This is a genomic window from Janthinobacterium algoris, from assembly GCF_051380935.1.
Classification (GTDB): Bacteria; Pseudomonadota; Gammaproteobacteria; order Burkholderiales; family Burkholderiaceae_D; genus Janthinobacterium.
Map to the genome: position 1 here is coordinate 198,548 of NZ_JBNYXZ010000003.1, position 15,900 is coordinate 214,447.

15 protein-coding genes and 1 tRNA gene are annotated in these 15,900 nt (G+C 62.9%); 10 read left to right on the top strand and 6 right to left on the bottom strand.

Annotation, left to right across the window (positions count from 1 at the left end):
* Window positions 1–3: 3 nt before the first annotated feature.
* The 5 genes from ACQ4W7_RS05845 (at window position 4) to gabD (ending at window position 4,439) form a co-directional block, all read left to right on the top strand.
* The gene (locus ACQ4W7_RS05845) at window positions 4–897 is read left to right on the top strand and encodes an SMP-30/gluconolactonase/LRE family protein (RefSeq protein ID WP_436529118.1); all 894 of its coding nucleotides are present in this window, start codon (window positions 4–6) and stop codon (window positions 895–897) included.
* Window positions 898–910: 13 nt separating this feature from the next.
* A complete protein-coding gene (locus ACQ4W7_RS05850; RefSeq protein ID WP_436529120.1) occupies window positions 911–1,564 on the top strand; it encodes a bifunctional 2-keto-4-hydroxyglutarate aldolase/2-keto-3-deoxy-6-phosphogluconate aldolase in 654 nt (217 codons plus the stop codon).
* 66 nt (window positions 1,565–1,630) lie between these two features.
* Window positions 1,631–2,053, top strand: a complete 423-nt coding sequence (locus ACQ4W7_RS05855) for a CoA-binding protein (RefSeq protein ID WP_436529122.1) — start codon at window positions 1,631–1,633, stop codon at window positions 2,051–2,053.
* Window positions 2,050–2,892, top strand: a complete 843-nt coding sequence (locus ACQ4W7_RS05860) for a PPK2 family polyphosphate kinase (RefSeq protein WP_436529124.1) — start codon at window positions 2,050–2,052, stop codon at window positions 2,890–2,892. The genes ACQ4W7_RS05855 and ACQ4W7_RS05860 overlap by 4 nt, the downstream gene beginning before the upstream one ends.
* A 92-nt stretch (window positions 2,893–2,984) precedes the next feature.
* Window positions 2,985–4,439 carry an NADP-dependent succinate-semialdehyde dehydrogenase gene (gene gabD, locus ACQ4W7_RS05865; protein ID WP_436529126.1) on the top strand — a complete coding sequence of 485 codons (1,455 nt, stop codon included), beginning with the start codon at window positions 2,985–2,987 and terminating at the stop codon, window positions 4,437–4,439.
* Window positions 4,440–4,445: 6 nt separating this feature from the next.
* Here gabD and ACQ4W7_RS05870 read toward each other — a convergent pair whose 3' ends face one another.
* Window positions 4,446–5,570 carry an extracellular catalytic domain type 2 short-chain-length polyhydroxyalkanoate depolymerase gene (locus ACQ4W7_RS05870; protein WP_436529128.1) on the bottom strand — a complete coding sequence of 375 codons (1,125 nt, stop codon included), beginning with the start codon at window positions 5,568–5,570 and terminating at the stop codon, window positions 4,446–4,448.
* Window positions 5,571–5,746: 176 nt separating this feature from the next.
* Here ACQ4W7_RS05870 and ACQ4W7_RS05875 point away from each other — a divergent pair, with 176 nt between their 5' ends.
* Window positions 5,747–6,343, top strand: a complete 597-nt coding sequence (locus tag ACQ4W7_RS05875; RefSeq protein WP_436529130.1) for a glutathione peroxidase — start codon at window positions 5,747–5,749, stop codon at window positions 6,341–6,343.
* A 114-nt stretch (window positions 6,344–6,457) separates the two neighbouring features.
* Window positions 6,458–6,817, top strand: a complete 360-nt coding sequence (locus tag ACQ4W7_RS05880; protein ID WP_436529132.1) for a DUF1428 domain-containing protein — start codon at window positions 6,458–6,460, stop codon at window positions 6,815–6,817.
* Window positions 6,818–6,917: 100 nt separating this feature from the next.
* On the opposite strand, the gene pabB is transcribed toward ACQ4W7_RS05880, so the two are convergent.
* The 3 genes from pabB to ACQ4W7_RS05895 all read right to left on the bottom strand — a co-directional run bounded on the left by pabB (window position 6,918) and on the right by ACQ4W7_RS05895 (window position 10,190).
* A complete protein-coding gene (gene pabB / locus ACQ4W7_RS05885) occupies window positions 6,918–8,756 on the bottom strand; it encodes an aminodeoxychorismate synthase component I (RefSeq protein ID WP_436529134.1) in 1,839 nt (612 codons plus the stop codon).
* Window positions 8,757–8,777: 21 nt separating this feature from the next.
* Window positions 8,778–9,353: a nucleoid occlusion factor SlmA gene (slmA, locus tag ACQ4W7_RS05890; RefSeq protein WP_086144344.1), complete on the bottom strand. Its 576-nt coding sequence runs from the start codon at window positions 9,351–9,353 to the stop codon at window positions 8,778–8,780.
* 102 nt (window positions 9,354–9,455) lie between these two features.
* Complete coding sequence (locus ACQ4W7_RS05895) at window positions 9,456–10,190, bottom strand: pyrimidine 5'-nucleotidase (RefSeq protein WP_436529136.1); 735 nt, start codon at window positions 10,188–10,190, stop codon at window positions 9,456–9,458.
* 51 nt (window positions 10,191–10,241) lie between these two features.
* On the opposite strand from ACQ4W7_RS05895, the gene ACQ4W7_RS05900 reads away from it, so the two are divergent.
* Window positions 10,242–11,150, top strand: a complete 909-nt coding sequence (locus ACQ4W7_RS05900) for a TraB/GumN family protein (protein WP_426073574.1) — start codon at window positions 10,242–10,244, stop codon at window positions 11,148–11,150.
* 166 nt (window positions 11,151–11,316) lie between these two features.
* Here the strand turns inward: ACQ4W7_RS05900 and ACQ4W7_RS05905 are convergent.
* Together ACQ4W7_RS05905 and argB are read right to left on the bottom strand one after the other, a co-directional pair.
* Window positions 11,317–11,391 (bottom strand) — tRNA-Thr (locus tag ACQ4W7_RS05905).
* A 40-nt stretch (window positions 11,392–11,431) separates the two neighbouring features.
* Window positions 11,432–12,325 (bottom strand): acetylglutamate kinase, encoded by an 894-nt coding sequence (argB, locus tag ACQ4W7_RS05910; RefSeq protein ID WP_010393729.1) that lies wholly within the window; start codon window positions 12,323–12,325, stop codon window positions 11,432–11,434.
* Between the two features lie 231 nt (window positions 12,326–12,556).
* Between argB and ACQ4W7_RS05915 the strand changes: the two genes are divergently transcribed.
* Both ACQ4W7_RS05915 and ACQ4W7_RS05920 read left to right on the top strand, forming a co-directional pair.
* Window positions 12,557–12,760 carry a cysteine-rich CWC family protein gene (locus tag ACQ4W7_RS05915; RefSeq protein WP_426073573.1) on the top strand — a complete coding sequence of 68 codons (204 nt, stop codon included), beginning with the start codon at window positions 12,557–12,559 and terminating at the stop codon, window positions 12,758–12,760.
* 94 nt (window positions 12,761–12,854) lie between these two features.
* Window positions 12,855–15,893, top strand: a complete 3,039-nt coding sequence (locus ACQ4W7_RS05920; protein WP_436529138.1) for a response regulator — start codon at window positions 12,855–12,857, stop codon at window positions 15,891–15,893.
* Window positions 15,894–15,900 lie beyond the last annotated feature (7 nt).

Sequence of the window (15,900 nt, forward strand, 5' to 3'; positions counted from 1 at the left end):
ATGATGGGGACACAGGCCCAATTGCTGGTCGATGCGCAAAACTTCCTGGGCGAGGGAGTGCGCTGGTGCGAACGCAGCGGCCGCGTTTTCTGGACGAATATCGAAGGCTGCCAGCTGCATGCGCTGGTGCTGGCCACGGGCGAGCGCCAGACGTGGGACATGCCCGAGCGCCTGGCCTGCTTCGCGCTGACGGACAGCGATGAGGTGCTGCTGCTGGGCCTGGCTTCGCGCCTGGCCTGGTTTGACGCGCGCAGCGGGGCCGTCACGCCCTTGCACACGGTGGAGGGGGACTTGCCCATGACGCGCCTGAACGATGGCCGTTGCGACCGCCAGGGACGCTTTGTATTTGGCACGCTCGATGAACGCCCGTGCCGCGCTGCCATCGCCAGTTTCTACCGCCTCAACCTGGACTTGACTCTGGAGCGTCTGCCGCTGCCGCAGATCGCCATCTCGAACAGCATCTGCTTCAGCGTTGATGGCACGGCCATGTATTTTTGCGACTCGATGAAGAGGGCGATCTACCGCTGGGACGATTACCTGGGCGGCGACGCCAGCCGGGTGCGCGTGTTTGCCGTGCTCGATCCGGGGCCGGGCGCCGCCGACGGCGCCACCATCGATGCGGACGACCACCTGTGGAGTGCGCAATGGGGCGGGGGCAGGGTCTTGCGCTTCGCGCCGGACGGCAGCGTCGAGCGCGCGATCACCTTGCCCGTGTCGCAGCCCAGTTGCGTGAGCCTGGGCGGGCCGCACTACGACGAATTGTTCGTCACCACCGCTCAGGAGAGTTTGACGCCGGCGCAGCTGGCGGGCGAACCGCTGGCCGGGGGATTATTTCATGCGCGCCAGCCTGGCTTGCGCGGCTTGCCGGAAGTGCGCTTTGGCGCCCTGCCGGCCTGACAGGAGAGAGCATATGCAAAAGCACACGGTTTTTGAGGGCATCCTCACACGGGGCATGGTCGGCATCGTGCGTGCAGATTCGGCGCAGGCTGCCGTGCAGATCGCCGAGGCGTGCATCGCCGGTGGCATCACGGCGCTGGAAGTGGCCTTCACCACGCCCGATACCCTGGGCGTGCTGCGCACCCTGCGCGAACGCCATGGAGACGACGTGCTGCTGGGTGCGGGCACGGTGCTCGATACCGAGACGGCGCGCGCCGCCATCCTGGCCGGCGCGCAGTTCATCATCTCGCCCGGCGTGAACGTGGAAACCATCGCGCTGTGCCAGCGCTACCAGGTGCTGGCCATGCCGGGCGCGATGACGCCGACGGAAATCGTCACCGCGCTGCAGGCGGGCGCCGACATCGTCAAGGTCTTCCCCGCCGAGATGTTCGGTCCCGCCTACATCAAGGCCCTGCGCGCGCCCTTGCCGCAAGCGCCGCTGATGCCGACAGGCGGGGTCACGGTAGAAAATCTGGGCGAATGGTTCGCCAGCGGCGCCGTGGCCGTGGGCATCGGCAGCAGCCTGAGTGGACCGGGTGCCACGGGCGACTATGCGGCCGTGACGGCGCGTGCACGCGAGTTTGTGGCGAAGATGGCGCTGGTGCGCACTTCTAGGTCTTCTGGATAGCTCCCTGTCCTGGATAATTCTGCTACGCTAGGCGGGCAATGTCGCACGCCTGACCACGACCCGAATATGCCCAACATCGCCCGCATCCTGCAAGACAGCCGTATCATCGCCATCGTCGGCATGTCCGACAAACCCGAACGCGCCAGCCACGAAGTGGCTGCATACCTGCTGCAGCATGGCTACCGCGTGCTGCCCGTCAATCCGGCCCTCGCCGGTAAGGAAGTGCTGGGACAGCGCGCTTACGCCACCCTGACGCAGGCTGCGGCGGCGGTCGCGCCGGCGCGCATCGATATCGTCGACTGCTTCCGCAAGTCCGAGGATATCCTGCCCATCGCCGAGGAAGCCATCGCCGTCAAGGCGGGCTGTTTATGGCTGCAGCTGGATATCGTCAACGAGGCGGCGGTGCAGCTGGCACGGGCGGCTGGCCTGGACGTGGTGATGGATCATTGCACAAAAATCGAGCATCGCAAGCTGGCGGTGACAGCATGAAGGCGCGCACGCAATTTCGCGCCGGCCAGGGTTTCGACCTGAACGAGGATTTCGCCGGCAAGCGCCTGCTGGGCGCTGCCACCAAGGCGGCGAACAAGAAGCTGACGGCAGCCCAGTGCAAGGCCCTGGACCGCGAGGAAACCGTGGCGCTGACGGCGCAGATCGCCGAGTGCCAGAGCATGCTGTATGCGCAGCACAAGAAAAAAGTGCTGCTGGTCCTGCAGGGCATGGATACCTCGGGCAAGGATGGCACGGTCAAGGCCATCTTCAGCAATATCAACCCGATGGGCATCCGCGCCGTGGCGTTCAAGGGTCCCACCGATATCGAACTGGCGCACGATTACCTGTGGCGCGTGCACCAGCATGTGCCCGTGAAGGGCGAGATCGCCATCTTCAACCGCAGCCATTACGAGGATGTGCTGATCACGCGCGTGCAGGACATGATCGACAAGGCCGAATGCCAGCGCCGCTACGCGCAGATCCGTGATTTCGAGCGCATGCTGAGCGAAACGGGCACCGTCATCCTGAAAGTCTTCCTGCATATCTCGAAGGACGAGCAACGCGGACGGCTGCAGGAGCGGCTCGACGATCCCGACCGCCAGTGGAAGTTCGACCCCAACGATATCGCCCAGCGCAGGAAGTGGGATGGCTACCAGCGCGCCTATGAAACGGCGATCCGCGAGACCGATGCCGATCACGCGCCGTGGTATGTGGTGCCATCCAATTCCAAGACCCAGCGCAACCTGGTGGTGGCGTCCCTGCTGCTGGAAACCCTGCAGGGCATGAAGTTGGAATACCCGGCGCCGGACCCGAAACTGTCGTCTTTCAAGGTCGAGTAGAGGCGAGGGCAGTTCAGCGCTGCGCCTGCGGAATCGGCCGCGCTGTGGCATAGTATCCCTCGTCGATAATTCAAACCAGACCGGAGATCCATATGCTGCAGTTGAAAGATCCTACCTTGTTGCGTCACCAGGCTTACGTGAATGGAGCCTGGGTCGATGCCGATGGTGGCCAGACGATTAATGTGAGCAATCCGGCCACCGGCGAGCATATCGGCACGGTGCCCCTGATGGGCGCAGCCGAGACGCGCCGCGCCATCGAGGCGGCCAATGCCGCCTGGCCTGCCTGGCGCAAGAAGACGGCCAAGGAACGCGCGGCCGTGCTGCGCCGCTGGCATGACCTGATTCTGGAAAACGCCGACGACCTGGCGCTGATCATGACCACCGAGCAGGGCAAGCCCTTGCCGGAAGCGAAGGGCGAAGTGCAGTTCGGCGCCTCGTTCATCGAATGGTTTGCGGAAGAAGGCAAGCGCGTCGCGGGCGATACCCTGCAATCGCCGTGGCCGGACCGCCGCCTGGTCATCACCAAGGAGCCGATCGGCGTATGCGCCGCCATCACGCCGTGGAATTTCCCCGCCGCCATGATCACCCGCAAAGTCGGCCCGGCCCTGGCAGCCGGCTGCCCGATGGTCTTGAAACCGGCCGAAGCAACACCGTTTTCCGCGCTGGCGCTGGCCGTGCTGGCCGAGCGCGCGGGCGTGCCTGCGGGCGTGTTCAGCATCGTCACGGGCGCGCCGAAAGACATTGGCGGCGAAATGACGTCGAATCCCATCGTGCGCAAGCTGACGTTTACGGGCTCGACCCAGGTGGGCCGTTTGCTGGCCGAGCAATGCGCGCCGACGATCAAGAAACTTTCGCTGGAACTGGGCGGCAACGCGCCGTTCATCGTCTTTGACGACGCCGATCTGGACGCGGCAGTGGAAGGCGCCATTGCCTCGAAATACCGCAATGCGGGCCAGACCTGCGTCTGCGCCAACCGCCTGTACGTGCAGGACAGCGTATATGACGCCTTCGCCGACAAGCTGGTGGCCGCCGTGGCCAAGCTGAAGGTGGGCAATGGCATCGAGGCGGGCGTTACGCAAGGACCGCTGATCGACGCCAAGGCCGTCGCCAAGGTGGAAGAGCACGTGGCCGATGCCTTAGCCAAGGGCGGCCGGCTGCTGGCCGGTGGCAAGCGCCATGCGCTGGGCAACGGCTTCTTCGAGCCGACCATCATCGCCGACGTGACGAACGACATGCGCGTGGCCACCGAGGAAACCTTCGGCCCGCTGGCGCCGCTGTTCCGCTTCAAGACGGACGATGAAGTGATCGCCCTGGCCAATAACACGGAATTCGGCCTGGCCGCCTACTTCTATTCGCGCGACATCGGCCGCATCTGGCGTGTGGCGGAAGGCCTGGAAACGGGCATGGTTGGCGTCAACACGGGCCTGATCTCGAACGAGATCGCCCCCTTCGGCGGCGTCAAGCAATCGGGCCTGGGCCGTGAAGGGTCGACCTACGGTATCGAAGACTATCTCGTCATTAAGTACATCTGCATGGGCGGTATCTAAGGCCGCCTAGCGTGAGCCGCGGCGCGCAGCCAACCTGTCCAGCATGCCCTTGACCGCTTGCATCTGTGTGCCGCTCTTGCGGTAAAAATCCGGATCGATCGGATTGATGCTGGTGTAGCCCCAGAAATCCCAGCAGCCTTTCGGGTTGTAAGGGTAGACGGGGCTCGGTTCGGCCTGCGGATACAGCACGATGATCTTGTTGGCGTCCGCCACCTGATTGTAGCCGGTGGTGGTGTAGAAGCGGTTGCCGATGGCTTGCGTCGTTTGCAGGCAGCCGTGGAAGACCACGTGCACGCGGCAGCTCTCGCTGTCGCAGGCTTTCGGGATGTAGGCGTAGCCCGTATTGTTCATGCTGGAATACGTGCTCTGGATGAAGCTGCGCTGGTTGAAGGCGATCAGCTTGCCCGTCAGGGTGGTCGACGAGGGCTGCAGGTCCGGGTACAGGTGCTGCAGGATGTCGCGCGCCTGCACGAAGTCGCAGTCATTGATGAACGGCGATTCCGTCACGGCGCAGGGTTTGTCCTGATTGTTGTCTGTGATGATGGCATGGCCCGCGCCGACCGTATCGACGAAGCGGATTTGCGCCGCCGGCGTGCCCGCCAGTTGATAGAATTTTTCCACCTGCTCCACCACTGGCCGCGTCACGGTCTGGTCTTTCGTTCCGCTGAACAGATATACGCGCTGGCGTTTCAGGTTGGCCGTGTCGTCGATGAGACGGGTGCGCGCAAAATCGTTTGCCGCGCGCAGCAATTCGCTGGCCACGGGCGGCGCCACTTGCGCGCTGCCCGGATTCATGCAGGTGGTCAGGGCATTCGTCAAGTAGGGAATATAGGGGAAGCGGCCCGGCTGACCCGAGCAGAAATACGGGCCACCGGCGATGATGCCGGCGCCGGCGACAGTGGCCGAGTAGGCGACGGCAAATTGCGCCGCCATGAAGCCGCCCGAAGACAGGCCCGATACGGTGGTCTGGCTCAGGTCGGCCTGGTAGGCGGGCAGGGCGGGGGCATCCTTGGTCGCGGCGGGCTTGACGGCTTTGGCAGCCGTGGCGGCGTGCGCGCCGCCTGGCGCCAGGACGAGCAGGCTGGCGGCCAGCAGGGCGGTGGGTAATGCGGTCAGGTGCGGGAAGGACATGGTAACTCCACAGGGCAAGGGCAGGAAGGCCGAGCATAGGTAAAAAAACTGTGCGCTGGGCAAGTACTGCACTGTCATTGATGTCGCTCAAGCAATCGCTGTTGTTGTACGTCTTATACGCGCGCGCGGCGTTTGGCATAGAATGGTTTTTTTCCTTTTCAACCACGGTGCCCTTCATGTCCAAGACCCTTGCCCAGCTGTTTGCGCTGACCACCCTTGCCGCCGGCGCCAGCCTGGCCATGCCAGCCCAGGCTGCCGAAACCGCTGCTGCCACGAGTGCCGCAGCGGCCGCCTGTCCCGCCATCCTCAAGCAGACCTTCAACCGCTTGCAGGATGAAGCGCCGCAAAACCTGTGCCAGTACGCGGGCAAGGTCGTGCTGGTGGTGAATACGGCCAGTTATTGTGGTTTTACTAATCAATACGAAGGGCTTGAGGCGCTGTACGCCAAGTACGGCAGCAAGGGCCTGGTGGTGCTGGGTTTCCCGTCGAACGATTTCGGCAAGCAGGAGCCCGGCAACAGCAAGGAAATCGCCGATTTTTGCTACAACACCTATGGCGTGAAGTTCCCCATGTTTGCCAAATCGGTGGTCTCCGGCCCCACGCCGAATCCGCTGTACGTTGATTTGATCAAGCAGACGGGCAAGACGCCGGCCTGGAATTTCCATAAATACCTGATCGACCGCCATGGCAAGGTCGTCGACAGCTTCCCCAGCAAGGTGACGCCGGACGACAAGAAACTGGTGGGCGCGGTGGAAAAAGCGCTGGCGATGTAAGTTGCCGATACCCGAGCAGGCTTGCGCGCCTGCTTTTTTTAATGCCGCGCTTGTCGTCTTGCCATCATTGTCCTAAGCTGGTTGTGCGCGTTTGTCACAACAAAGGAGAACATCATGGCGTATGTCGATGGATTTGTGGTGTCCGTGCCGAAAGCCAAGCTCGATGCTTACCTGGCCATGTCGCGCGCCTGCGGCGCCGTCTGGCGCGAATATGGTGCGCAGGAATTTCGCGAATGCGTGGGCGACGATGTCAAGCCGGGCAAGCTGACCTCGTTCCCGCAGGCGGTGGACTTGCAGGATGGCGAAGTGGTGGTGTTTTCCTGGATCGTGTTCGAATCGCGCGCCAGGCGTGATGAAATCAACGACAAGGTCATGAAAGACCCGCGCCTGGCCGAGATGATGGACCCGGGAAAATTGCCGTTCGATGGCAAGCGGATGATATACGGCGGTTACGAAATGCGCATCGACCTGTAACCCCTGAAACAGTCCATGGCGGCGTTGCAGTGCCTCGTAGTGCGTTCGCACTGCCTTCGGCAATGCGCCTTGCCCTGAACGGTTTCAGGTGCTACCGGATTTACAGGATGAGCTTGGCCGGCATCGCGCCGCGCAGTGCATTGCACACGACAATCGCCTCGGCCTGCGCCAGCATGGCGCGCGTGATGATGGTTTCCTGCGCATTCCAGGCGGGATCGGCCAGCATGGTCGCGCGCTGCACGCCGGGCAGCAAGCCGCAGGACAGGGGAGGCGTGTGCCAGCAGCCATCGAGCTGGACGAAGACATTGCTGCGCCCGCCTTCCGTCAGCTCACCCCGCTCGTTAAAGAACAGCATGTCGAAACCGCCTTGCGCCTCGGCCGCGCGCCAGGCCGCGTCGTAGCGCGCACGCACGCTGCTCTTGTGGCGCAGGAAGAGGTCGTCGGCCATGCTGGCGTCGGGCGCCAGCAGGATTTTTACCGTGTCCGGCAAGGTGGTGAGCGCACCGCTTTGCACTGTGAACTGGCCATCCTGGCGCAGCGCCAGGCGCAGGCGGAAGGGGGTATCGTCGGGGCGTGCCGCGCAGGCTGCCTGTAGCGCGGCGCGGGCAGCGTCTGCATCCCAGGCAAAACCGAAGTAGGCGCTGGAGGCGGCCAGGCGCGCCAGATGGCGCTCTTGCTGGCGGCAGCCATAGTCGCGGCTGGCGTGCAGGGTTTCGAACAGTTCGAAGTCGTTGGTCAGACCCGTCAGGAAGCGGGCCTTGAGCTGGCATTCCGCAAATTCCTCCTGCGGATCGCTATCGAGCACGATGCCGGCGCCCACGCCCATTTCGCCGCGCCGGATGCCGCCGGGGCCAGCCGCTTGCAGGGCCAGCGTGCGGATCGGCACGGACATGCAGAAGTCGCCCACCGCGTGGACAGCGCCGGCGGCAGGCGGATCGAACCAGCCGATGGCGCCCGTATAGATGCCGCGCGGCGCCCCTTCCAGTTCGGCGATGATTTCCATGGTGCGGCGTTTTGGCGCGCCCGTGATCGAACCACACGGATACAATGCCTGGAAGATGTCGGCCAGGCTGGCGTCGCCGCGCAGGCGCGCTTGCACGGTGGAGGTCATTTGCAGCACGCTGCTGTAGCGCGTCACCTGGAACAGGGTCGGCACCTTGACGGAGCCCGTGGCGGCGATGCGGCCGATGTCGTTGCGCAGCAGGTCGACGATCATCAGATTTTCCGCGCGGTTTTTCGGATCATTGGCCAGGGCGGCGGCGCGGTGCGCGTTTTCTGCTATTTGCTCAGGCGGGGCGGCCGGCGCCGTGCCTTTCATGGGACGTGCCGTCAACTCGCCTTGCGCATGGCGTACGAACAGCTCCGGCGACAGCGACAGCAGGGCGCCGCCATCGGGCAGCATCACCAGCGCGCCGTAGGGCACGGGTTGGCGCGCGCGCAGCCGCGCATACAGGGCCGGGGGCGAGCCAAAGGCATCGAAGCGCAAACGATAGGTATAGTTGACTTGATAGGTGTCGCCGGCCACGATGTAGTCGTGGATGCGGTGCAGCGCCTGCGTAAATTGCGCCTGCTCGACATTCGCGCGGATGTCGGCCACGCCGGCCGGCCCAGCGTCCGCGTGGACGCGTTCGGCCAGCCACTGCGCCACGTCGTCGTGCGACAGCTGCGTGCAATGGTCGAAGACGAGCACTTGCGCCAGCGGCGGCGCGTCGATACCGGCCGCGCGCGGCGGCATGGCCAGCAAATGCGCGCCCAGCTCGTAGCTGCACACGCAGACGGCGTACTGGCCGCGTTTTAAAGCCGCTTGCAGCCCTTCGAGCAGGGCCGGCCACCCGCCGCCCTCGGTGCACTGCAAAACCGCTGTCAGGCCCGTGTACAGGCGCGAACCGGCGCCCGGGGTGCTGGCATCGTCGAGCAGGGCGAAACAGTCGGTGTGCATGGGGACAGCCACGGCGTTGACTTACCCCAGCAGCATGGCGATTTGCAGCGCCGCTTCCTGGGATGGATTGATCTTGAAGCCGCTCTTGGCGTAGCGGTGCCAGCGCCCGATGACGAAGCTGACGATCAAGGTGGCGCGCGCCGCCACTTCGCTTTCCTTGCCATGGCCTTCGGCGGCGGCCACGCGCAAGGCTTGCTTGAGCGCCAGTTCGACGCGGTCGTAGAACTGGTTCATGCGCACTTGCAGGCGCTCGTCCTCATTCACCAGCGCATCGCCGATCAGCACGCGCGTCATGCCCGGATTGCTGATGGCGAAATTGAGCAGCATGCCGACGATGTCGCGCGTCTGCGTCATGCCGTCGCTGTGCTTTTCTGCGATCTGGTTGATCAGGCCGAAGACGCTCGACTCGATGAACTCGATCAATCCTTCGAACATTTGCGCCTTGCTGGCGAAATGGCGGTACAAGGCCGCTTCCGAGACGGCCAGTCTGGCGGCCAGTGCGGCAGTGGTGATCTTTTCGCCTTTCGGCTGCTCCAGCATTGCGGCGAGGGCCTGAAGAATTTGTAGCCTGCGTTGGCCCGGCGGTGTGCTTGCCATATTTTCTCTTGTCGTTAAAAAAAATGCTGCCTTGATGGGGAGGTCCGTCACCGCCGCTAGCGGTGCGGCTTCCGGCGTCAACCGGAAGCCCAAGAGTCCCCTTCAGCGCAGACGGTGAAGGCGGCGTGCCAAATGCCGGACAGATTTTACTTTGACATCGACGTAAGCGGGGCGATTTAACGCTCTGGGCAGCTTTGCCACGCCGATCGGATCGGCCATTTTCAGGTATTGCGTGATCCAGGCCGTGCGCAGGCCCAGTTTTTTCGCACCCTTCAGGTTGGCCAGGGTGTCTTCTACCAGGATGCAGCGGCCAGGGTGGATCTGGTGCTTGCGCATCAGTTTGCGCAGCATCAGGGTCGATGGCTTGGGTCGCAGCTGGCGGTGCACATGCATCGCCTCGATGGCGATATGTTGCGCAAAGTGCTGGCGCAGGCCCAGGTGGCGCATCACGTCGCTCGAATAGCGCAGCGGCGCGTTGGTGAGTAAAATTTTACGGCCAGGCAGGCGTTTGAGTAAAGCCCCCAGCCCCCGCTCGGCGCGTATCATGGCGCGCAAATCGTCGAAGGTATGCGTCTCGTGCAAAAAATGTGCTGCCTGCACCTGATGGTGCTTGACCATGCCAAGCAAGGTGGCGCCATAGCGGCGCCAGTAGGCCGCGCGGGCCGCATTGACGATGGCGTCGTCGGCCGGCGTCACACCGTCGCCTAGTACGCGGGCAATATACGTGTTCATATTGGCCGTGATGGTGGGGAAGATGGCGTGCGAGGCATTGTGCAGCGTGTTGTCGAGGTCAAACAGCCAGACCGGCGACGAGCGGTTAAGATGGGACACAGGCACAAGAGTCTTTGCTAGCGAGAGAAGATGAAAAATTCAACAATCAGGAAAACCATGCGACGCCAGATTATAGTGATGTTTTGCGGATTATTCTTGCTGCCGTTGCAGGCTGCCCTTGCCGACGCGCCGCCCGTGGCGCAAAACCGGGGCGCCCTGTTCAAGGTGCAGGACGCCAGCCATACCTTGTATTTGTTCGGTACCATCCATGTCGGCGCCCCTGATTTTTATCCGCTCGAGCCGACCGTGACGCAGGCATTGGAAGGCGCCGGGGCGCTGGCGCTGGAGATCGATCCCGACGTCGATCCGCGCGCCGCCCTGGGCGCCGTGCTGAAATACGGCATGGACGCGCCGGGCAGCACAGTGCCTGCCGATTGCCGCCAGACCCTGGCACCGCGCCTGGCACCGTTGTTGCAAAAATACGGCATTCCAGCCGAATCGGTGGCGCCGATGAAGCCGTGGATGCTGGCCAGCATGCTGGCCATCGGCGAATTTTCCACCCTCGGCTACCGCTCCGACCTGGCGGTGGACAATTATCTGTCGCAGCAAGCCAAGGCGCGCAAGATCCCCGTAGTGGAACTCGAATCGATGGAAGGCCAGATGGCGCTGTTTGGCGCCATGTCGCCGGCGGACCAGTGCCGCTTCCTGGAGGACGGCGTGGCATCGATCGAGGATCAGGAACAAAGCCAGGAAGCGCGCGAGATCGCCAACGCCTGGCGCACGGCCGACGCGGCGGCCTTCGACAAGCTGGCGGCAAAGGCGGCGCAAGACCCGTCGTTCGCCGCGCAGTTCGTGCAAAAAGTGCTGCTCGACGGCCGCAACCCGGCCCTGGCCGACGGCATCGCCAAGTTGCTGGCGCGCGAAAAGCACAGCCTGGCCGCCATCGGCGTACTGCACCTGGTCGGAACGAAAAGCGTGCCGGACTTGTTGCGTCAAAAGGGCTTGAAGGTCGAGCGGGTGTATTAAGTTCTGACAGCAGACAGCAAGAATGCCGTGGCTTAGCCGCGCGACAGGCTGCGGCAGAGTAGATGAAAAGTGTTCAGGGCAAGGCGCCGAGCCGAAGACAGTACGCATGTACGGCGAGGCGAGGCAACGCAGCCATGGACATTTTTCAGATACGGGGAGATATAGTTGGTGCCCTTGACGTGGATCGAACACGTGGCCTCTCCCTTACCAAGGGAGTGCTCTACCACTGAGCTACAAGGGCATAAAAAATCGGCGCTGGGTGAATTGCGCCGAATTAATTTTTAGTGCGAACGGATCATAGTACCAAAAGCCTGCTCGGTCAACACTTCCAGCAATAATGAGTGTTCGATGCGGCCATCGATGATGTGCACCGTGTTCACGCCGGACTTGGCGGCGTCGAGCGCGGACGATATCTTCGGCAGCATGCCGCCCGAAATCGTGCCATCGGCGAACATCTCGTCAATTTCACGCGCGGACAGGTCGGTCACCAGGTTGCCCTGCTTGTCCTGGACGCCGGCGATGTTGGTCATCATGATCAGCTTTTCCGCTTTCAGGATTTCCGCGATCTTGCCCGCCACCACGTCGGCGTTGATGTTGTAGGCCTGGCCATCCTGGCCGAAACCGATCGGCGAGATGATGGGAATGAAGGCATCGTCTTGCAGCGCCTTGACGACGGCCGGGTTGATCGCGTCGATCTCGCCCACAAAGCCGATGTCGAGGAATTCGCCCGGATGTTCGCGGTCCGGCATCTGCATCTTGCGCGCGCGGATCAAGCCGCCATCCTTGCCCGTCAGGCCGACAGCCTGGCCGCCGTAATGGTTGATCAGCATGACGATATCCTGCTGGACTTCGCCGCCCAGCACCCACTCCACCACTTCCATGGTTTCTTCATCGGTGATGCGCATGCCTTGCACGAAGGTGCCTTGCTTGCCGATTTTTTTCAGCGCGTTGTCGATCTGCGGTCCGCCGCCGTGCACCACGACCGGGTTCATGCCAACCAGCTTGAGCAGGATGACGTCGCGCGCGAAGCCGTGCTTCAGGCGTTCGTCCGTCATGGCATTGCCACCGTATTTGATGACGATGGTCTTGCCATGAAAATTGCGAATGTAGGGAAGGGCCTCGGCCAGAATCTGCGCCTTGATTTGCGGCGACACCGCCGTCAAGTCGTCATTCATGTCCAGGTTCAAGTTAGCTAGTTGATTCATGGCGAGTCCGGAAAATAGATTGGTGAGATTTTACAGGGAAGAAGAAAATCTTGGAGGCATTATAGGGCGATCTTGTTGTATTTTCCCTGATGATCCTATAGTCTGGCCCGATATGTCCCCCAGCCAGCCCTTTTACTGCCAGTTACATCTGCGTCGCATCCCGGCGCAGCATGACACACACTTGCCAATTCAAACACAGCTATGAGCCAGTGCAGCCTGTGCGGCGCCACCTTCCAGTGTGGCCAGCTAGACCCGGACGCCAAGGAACCCTGCTGGTGCGTGGCCCTGCCGCCGGCCGTTCCTGTGCCCGGCAGCAGCGCCGGGCGCTGCTGGTGTCCCGCCTGTCTGCAAGCCCACATCGCCTCCTTGACTCCGCCTGAAAAAGTCCCAACAGCGCCTAAATAAGCGCTTCGACGTCTAATTCCTTTGCAATAAACCTTGCATTCCGTAGGGGAATACGTTCAGACTTCGATTTTCAAGAATTTCTGATAGGAAAGTCATGCGCTTCAGGGATATCCGCATCGGCGTGCGCATCAATGCCGGTTATGCCATGTTGATCGTGCTGATGCTGGTCGTCATCGTCCTGGCGGGTAGCCGCATCTATGCCATCCGTGCCGAGACCGACGATATCCTGCAGCGCGACTGGGTCGCCGCCAAGGCCACCAGCAAGATCCATGGGCTGGCGCGCGAGGCGGCCACGCGCATAGGCAGCCTGCCGAACCAGCACGAGTTGGCATGGCGCCAGGCGAATCAGGTGCGCCTGGAAGCGATCAAGCAAGGCATCGACGAACAGGTGCGCATCCTCGATGGTCTCGATGCGCGGCCGGAAGAACGGCGCCTGCTGGAACAGATGCACCTGGCACGCGCCGACTACTATGCTTCGCTCAAGGCGATGTTCGAACTGGTCGAGCGCGGCGAGGATGCTGCCGCGGAGCAGGCCATGCAGACGCAGACCTTGCCGGTGCTGGAAAAAGTGCTGCTGTATGTGGGCCAGCTCGATGACTTGCAGCAGCAACTGATACGCGACAGCGCGGCCAGGATACGCAACGACATCGATACGTCGCTGATCCTGATGGGCGGCATCGGACTGGCAGCCCTGTTGACCGGCATGGCCTTTGCCTGGTCGGCGCGTTCGATCACGCGTCCGCTGGGCGAGGCGGTGGCGATCGCCACGCGCGTGGCCAAAGGCGACTTCAGTTCCGTCATCGAAGTGACGTCGCGCGATGAAACGGGCGAATTGCTGCAGGCGCTGAAAAACATGAGTACTAACCTGGCCGTCGAGCAGGATCTGCGCCATGCCGTCGAAGTGGCCGAAGATGCGACCAAGATGAAGTCGGACTTCCTGGCCAATATGTCCCATGAAATTCGCACGCCGATGAACGGCATCATCGGCATGACCCACCTGGCGCTGCAGACCGAGCTCACGTCGACCCAGCGCAACTACCTGGAAAAGGTGGAATCGGCTTCGAAGAATCTGCTGGCCATCATCGACGATATCCTTGATTTCTCGAAGATCGAGGCGGGCAAGATGGCCTTTGAAAAAGTCGACTTTTTCCTCGAGGATGTGCTGGCGCAGATCGCCGACCTGTCCGTGATGCGGGCGCAGGACAAGGGGCTCGAACTGCTGTTCGACATCGGCCCCGACGTGCCGAACGCATTGCAGGGCGACCCGCTGCGCCTGGGCCAGGTGCTGATCAACCTGACCAACAATGCCATCAAATTTACGGACAAGGGCGAGATTGTCGTCAGCATCCGCCTGCAGCAGCTGGAAGAGCATGCGGCGGTGCTGCGCGTGGACGTGCGCGACACGGGCATCGGCCTGACGCCGCCCCAGCGCAGTAAATTGTTCCAGGCATTTACCCAGGCCGACACGTCGACCACGCGTCACCATGGCGGCACCGGCCTGGGGCTGACCATCAGCAAGCGCCTGGTGGAAATGATGGAAGGCGAGATTGACCTGGTCAGCGAAGCGGGTGTGGGCAGTACCTTTTTCTTTACGGCCCGCTTCGGCCTGGCCGCCGTGCCGCGCGACAGCCTGCCAGTACCGCCGCAGTTCCAGGGCCTGCGCGTGCTGGTGGTGGACGACAACCCCAGCGCGCGTGAAATCTTCGTCAGCATGCTGACGGCGCTGGGTTTCGAGGCGCGCGCCGTGTTTGGCGGCGTGCTGGCCATCGGCGCCGTGGCGCAGGCGCGCACCGAAGGGCGCCCGTACGGCCTGGTGCTGATGGACTGGAAAATGCCGGGCATGAACGGTCTGGATACTCTGGCCGGCATCCGCGCCGATGCCGCCGGCATCGATGCGACGCCGGCCTGCATCATGGTCACGGCCTTCCACCGCGAAGCGCTGCTGGAGGCGGCGCGCCAGCGGGACTTGCCGCTCGACGGCGTATTGAACAAGCCGGTCAGCGCCTCGACCCTGCTCGACCAGATATCGTTCGTGTTTGGCGGCGTGACGGGGCAGAGCCGCAAGACGCAGCGCCAGAGCAGCTACCGCGACGACGAACGCGCGCTGCGCGGTGCCTGGCTGCTGCTGGTGGAAGATAATGAAGTGAATCAGGAAGTGGCGCAGCATATTCTCAACGACGCCGGCATCCGCGTCGATATCGCGAGCAATGGTGCCATCGCGCTGGCGAAGATCGAGGAAAACGCCTATGACGGTGTGCTGATGGATTGCCAGATGCCTGTGATGGACGGTTACCAGGCCACCCGCAAGCTGCGCCAGGATCCGCGTTATTCGAATTTGCCGGTGATCGCCATGACGGCCAATGCCATGGTCGGTGACAAGGAAAAATGCCTGGACGCCGGCATGAACGATTTCATCGCCAAGCCGATCGACGTGGCGCAGCTGTTCGGTACCCTGGCGCGCTGGATCGCGCCGGCCACGCCGCAGGAAATGACGGCGATGGTGGTGCAGCCGGAAGCGGAGCTGCCGGTGATCGCCGGCCTGAAAATGGCGGAAGCCATGCGGCGCGTGGGAGGCAATGCCACTTTGATGCGAAAATTGCTGGATCGTTTTGTGGAAACCCAGTTCGATGCCATGCAGCGCATCGTTGCCGCCATCGAGAACAACCAGCTCGAGACGGCGATCCGCGAAGCGCATACCCTGAAAGGCCTGGCCGGCAATATCGGCGCCGGCGGCCTGGCCGACAGCGCCGCGCGGGTCGAGCATTTGCTCAGCCTGGGCTCGCACGATGGCTTGCCGCAGGCGCTGGCCGCCTGCACCCTGGCACTCGATGAACTGGTACCGAAAATCGTGCTGGCCATGCAGTCGCGCGGCAATGTGACCGAGCCGGGCAACGCCGTGGTGGCGCCGGTGGACCGGGCATACCTGGAGGCGGGCTTGCGCGAACTGTCGCAGTTGCTGCAGCAGGACGACGCGCAGGCCGTCAAGCATCTCGATGGCATCGGTCCCGTGCTGGTCGCGGCCGGGCAGGCGGAACACGCGCGTCAGTTGAAGCGCATGCTGGGACAATACGATTTCGAAGGTGCGCTGGCGCAGCTGGGCGAGGTGGCCGATGCGCTGGAGCTGACACTGTGACAAGGAT